This is a genomic window from Sphaerospermopsis reniformis (assembly GCF_005402885.1).
Taxonomy (GTDB): domain Bacteria; phylum Cyanobacteriota; class Cyanobacteriia; order Cyanobacteriales; family Nostocaceae; genus Sphaerospermopsis; species Sphaerospermopsis kisseleviana.
Map to the genome: position 1 here is coordinate 1 of NZ_BJCE01000326.1, position 4,742 is coordinate 4,742.

At 39.9% G+C, this 4,742-nt stretch carries 2 protein-coding genes; both read right to left on the reverse strand.

Translation table 11 applies throughout. The features are described from left to right. Window positions 1-210: 210 nt before the first annotated feature. Window positions 211-1,005, reverse strand: a complete 795-nt coding sequence (locus FFR48_RS25555; RefSeq protein ID WP_190348348.1) for an LmeA family phospholipid-binding protein — start codon at window positions 1,003-1,005, stop codon at window positions 211-213. 986 nt (window positions 1,006-1,991) lie between these two features. Beyond that, a complete protein-coding gene (locus FFR48_RS25560; RefSeq protein WP_137669300.1) occupies window positions 1,992-4,226 on the reverse strand; it encodes a GumC family protein in 2,235 nt (744 codons plus the stop codon). Between the last annotated feature and the right edge of the window lie 516 nt (window positions 4,227-4,742).

Genomic DNA, 4,742 nt, shown 5'->3' on the forward strand with positions numbered 1-4,742 from the left:
AACCACATTTTGATTTAGGTTTCGCGTCAACAATGTAGGGGCGTTCGCGAAGCGTGCTGGAAGCATCAGCATTCGGATGATAGTCTTAGGTAAAAACCGATAATTAATTGTCCGAATGCTTCGCCCTTACTGTGGTCTAAAGACATGAAAACTGCTGTAATAACCCAATCAACTATCAACTATCAACTATCACCTCTCCCCCAATCCCCATTAACCACTTTTAGGAATTCGTTCTATTTCTGCATATCCACTAAAAATCAATCTTTGACCTTCGGTTTCTAAACGATTAAGTCGCATTTTTACACCATCCAGGTCAAAACGGTCTAAATCGACCATATTATCTAAAATTTCTACCAGTGCCATGCTTAAAGTTTGGGAGGTTTCCCGTTGTGCTTCTGGTACTTGTTCTAGTTCAATTTTTGGATCTTTAAAAGAAACTCGTCGCCGTCTTTCAATACCTATACTTAAAGTCATACTCAGGGGTATGACTTCACCGTTATTTAAGTCAGCTTTAGCTAGAAGATGTAAGCGATTTCCCGGTAATAACTGTATTTGAACGTCGGTAAAGGAAACTGGTTCACCACCTGAAATTGCTGTTAAAGCTGGTTCAGAAAGGTTGAGAAGTCGCTTTTTCACCAATTCTGCTTGGAAAGCTTGATTAATACCTGCTTCTGATAATATTACTTGCGCTACTGCTTGGGTGGGTTGTTTAAGGTTGAGTTTGCCGCTCAAAACCGAACTAAAGTCAATGGCAACCGCATCGGTTTCAAAAGACATTTCTTCAACAGCGAAGTCTCTCCGAATTACTAGGCCACGACCGCTCATTTTAAAGCTATCAATGCTGCCTTGCAACAGTTTGCTGGAGGGATAGCAGCGCACAAAGACTTCTACTGACTCGCTCTGGGTAAACAGGTGGCGAATCGTTTGGCTGGCGACTGTGTTGAGCATTCGCTCTCCCCAATCTGTGCCTTTGGGATCTGTTAAACCAGTAAGTCCGCCTAACATTAGGTTTTGGGTCTCTAGAAGTTCTTTGTACTTTTGTAACAAATTGTGAACAATTCTGCAAGCGATCCCCAGATTTTTTGTTCTAATAGGTTTGAGCAGGATAACTGATGCTTTGCTTTACCGGGAATTTGAGATTTGAGATTTTAGATGAAAAAATTTGGTATGGGAAAAATCGTAACCCCCAAATCCAAAATTTTTGAGCTTCTACACTTTAGAGGGTGTTTAAAAAGGGTTTGCTGAAAAAGTCTTTTCGTTAGGGCTAGGAGTCAGGAGTCGTAGGGGCGAAGCATTCGGACGACCAATTATCAATTTTATGAAAAGGCTATTTTCCTGTAAGGGCGAAGCATTCGGGCGATAAATTATCAATTTTTATCACAGGTTATTTTCCGAATGCTTCGCCCCTACTTCGCCCGTACAGGAGTGAGGAGTCAGGAGTCAGGAGGAGAATTAAAGACATTTTTTAATTTCTGTCCGCCCAGAAAAGTGCAAGGTTTTTCAGACTCAAGACGCTATAACGAAAGCACCTACCGTCTTTTTTATGAGCCTCAAACTCTTTATTCATCAAGGTTTTGAGTTTATTCAGCAACCCCTAAAAAGTTTTGAATGGTGATATTAGACACTTGTATTTGTCCCTATTCCGTTATTGCCATTATAAACGGAGGTATATTGTATTGGTGTAATGACAAGACTTGGCGGGCAAGGTATAGAAAATTACAAATAAGATTAACTGGCCTATGGCTAACGCCACGCTGCGCTATCGGGCGAGGCAGAAGGCAGAAGGCAGGAGGCAGAAGGAAAAATTTTGAATTAAGAATAAAGCCTTTTTGACTCGCCCATTTGGTTTTAAGTCCCCCGCCATAATCTAGTGATTTGGTGAGCCAGCACTGCAAGAAGGTTTCCTTCTGTAGGTGACTGGCGAACCCGCAAGGGCGGTCTACGATTAGAGGTGGGTTTAAATCCCCCACTAAGAAAGCCTCCTGCCTCCTTTAAGATTTTCTAGCTTCTATACCAGTATTATAGTAGTAGTCACTGTAATAATTATGAAGCTGATTATTTTCACCGTTAGCAACCACACCTAAGACATTGATAGGAAAGAGTTTCAGACTGTCCTGAAGTTGCATCACTGCTGATTTGTCGGTTTTGTCCATTCTCACCACCAGCAGCGTACCATCCGTTTGTGGAGCTATCAGTCTGGCATCAACTATTTTCAGGATGGGAGGAGCATCATAAATCACTAAATCAAAATTTTCGTGCAAATATTCCATCACTTGCTTCATTTTATCCGATGAAAGCAATCTTACAGGATCTGGTGGTTTATCGCCAGCGGTAATCACTGATAACAAACTCATATCAGGTAACTGTTGCATCACCTGCTCAACTGGTATATTTGATGTGAGGACATTGGTTAAACCAAATAAATTTTTTAATCCCGATATGCTGTGAATCTTAGGGCGGCGCAAATCACCATCCACCAGCAATACTCTTTTGCCCAAGGCTGCTGCTGTTTGAGCTAGATGGAATGCAACCGTAGTCTTTCCATCTCCAGGCATCGTGGAAGAAATAGTTAAAGATCTAATCGGTTGATCAGAATTGAGCAACTGAATATTAGAGTAAAGAACCTGTAAAGATTCCCAAAATAAACCTTGTCCATAATAGCCATAATAACTTTTCTTGCTCCTCTGGTAGAAAAGTTTAGACAACCAAGAATCAACTTGAGGAAATTTTCCTGATTCAGATTTGGAAGTGGAGCGATTATTGTAAGCAGATTGGTAATCTTTGATGCTTTTGTCTATGGGAAGAGTTCCCAATAAAGGTAGTTTGATTTTCTCCTTCAGGCTGTCGACATCATGAAAGGTATTGTCGAGTTTTTCCAGCAGGAAGGCAATACCCACACCTGTTGCTAAACTGCCAAATAATCCCACAATCAAATTTAGAGGTATATTTGGCAAAACAGGATCTTCCTTTTGATTTGCTGCTTGTGTTAATTCCCAAGGTAGTTCTGTTTGTGCTACTTGAATTACAAGGTTTTCACGGGCTTCTAAAAACCGATTTAGGCTATCATTGGCTATTTGCAAGTTCCGCTGAATTTCGGTGTATTGTCTGGCTAAGATGGGTAGTTGCTTAAATCTTTGCTTGGTTTGCTGCTCTACTCTGGCTAGTTCCTGGCTTTGTACCTCTAGGTTCTGAAGCACACTGGTTGCTTCAGCTAATTTTAATCCTACATACCGCCTTTGTTCATCTTCTATCAGAGGCAAAAGATTCTGCTTTTTCTCTTCTAATACTTTTATAGACGGGCTATCTGGTTGAAACCGTACTAATTCTCCAGATAACTGGGCTTCTAATTGACGTAATTGAGTGATTAATTGACTATATATAGGGGCTGTATTTAATGTTGCTTGTTGTCCTTCTGGGGTTGATAAGCTAACATAAGTAGCTCTGGCGGCGGCTAAGTTTTGCTCAATTTTTAGTCTTTCTTCTGCTAATTTTTGCAGTTGTTCTGCCACATGATCGGACTGATGTTCTGGATCAATAAAATCATACCTTTGTCTGAATATTTGTAGTTGTTTCTGCAATTGAGCTACCCTATTTCTGATGGCAGGTAGTTGTTTATCTACAAATTGCACTCCCTGAGTTAGTTTGGTTTTGCGTTTTTCTAAGCTGTATTTCAAATAGAAATCGGATAGTGTCTTTAATACTAAGTCAATTTTTTGAGGTTCTTGATGTCGATAGCTTATTTTTATAATTTTGGTTTTACCTAGACGACTAATCTTTAAATTTTTTATTAGTAAATCATAGGTGAGATCAGGATAGGAAGATTGTATCTTTGGCAGAACTTCTTTCATCAGTTCCTGGCTTATAAGCACCTCAATTTGGCTTTCGTAATCTAAGGCAGAGTTATTCATCACACTAGACTCTGGCAGAGGTACTTGTCCTAATAAATTACTATCACTATTCACAGGCTCAACTAAAAGCTGAAAATTACCTTCATAAATATTTTCTGCTTTAAGTGTGAGGTAAATAACAGTAGACATCACCACAGAGACAACGCTGATGATAACCAATGCTCGTCTCTTGATAACAGAAAAAAAGTCTTTTAAGTCTATATCATCTTCCTCGGTTTCAAATGAGGGAAAATTCTGAGGAGGCAAGGTTTGAGGTGCAATAATGACTCTGCCATTTTCATTCAAGGTTGAGTTTATGCTAGAATTATGATTGTTCATGGATTTTAGATCAAATGATTTTTTGGGTTAAGTATTTTTTTGTATTTTTGTAGCATTCTAAGCTTTTATTCAGCTAAATTTTATGGCTCTCCTAGACTAGATATGACCATTTAACACTTAATACTTGGTTAAGTTCATTCTGTGTTTCATTATACAGCATTTTTCGTTATGATGAGGTAAAGATATTAAAGATATTAATGATAAAACCCTTGTAGCACAGGCATACTTCGACACCGCCCTTCGACACCGCCCTTCGACTGCGCTCAGGACAGGCTCAGGACAGGCTCAGGACAGGCTCAGGACAGGCTCAGGACAGGCTCAGGACAGGCTCAGGACAGGCTCAGGACAGGCTCAGTACAAGTTGCTCAGTAGAAGCTAACTAACCGCTCAGTACAAGTCTTGCCTGTTCATATTGTACCTCATGTAGATGGAATGTGCTGTATCTCTCCGGTAATTGAATGTGGGTAATTTGAAACCCTTTCTAGAACACCGATTCATTAATCGTAAGGGCGTATA

Coding starts and splice junctions, on each gene's coding strand:
- FFR48_RS25555 (WP_190348348.1), bottom strand. CDS start 1,005: ATGTTAGGCGGACTTACTGGTTTAACAGATCCCAAAGGCACAGATTGG.
- FFR48_RS25560 (WP_137669300.1), bottom strand. CDS start 4,226: ATGAACAATCATAATTCTAGCATAAACTCAACCTTGAATGAAAATGGC.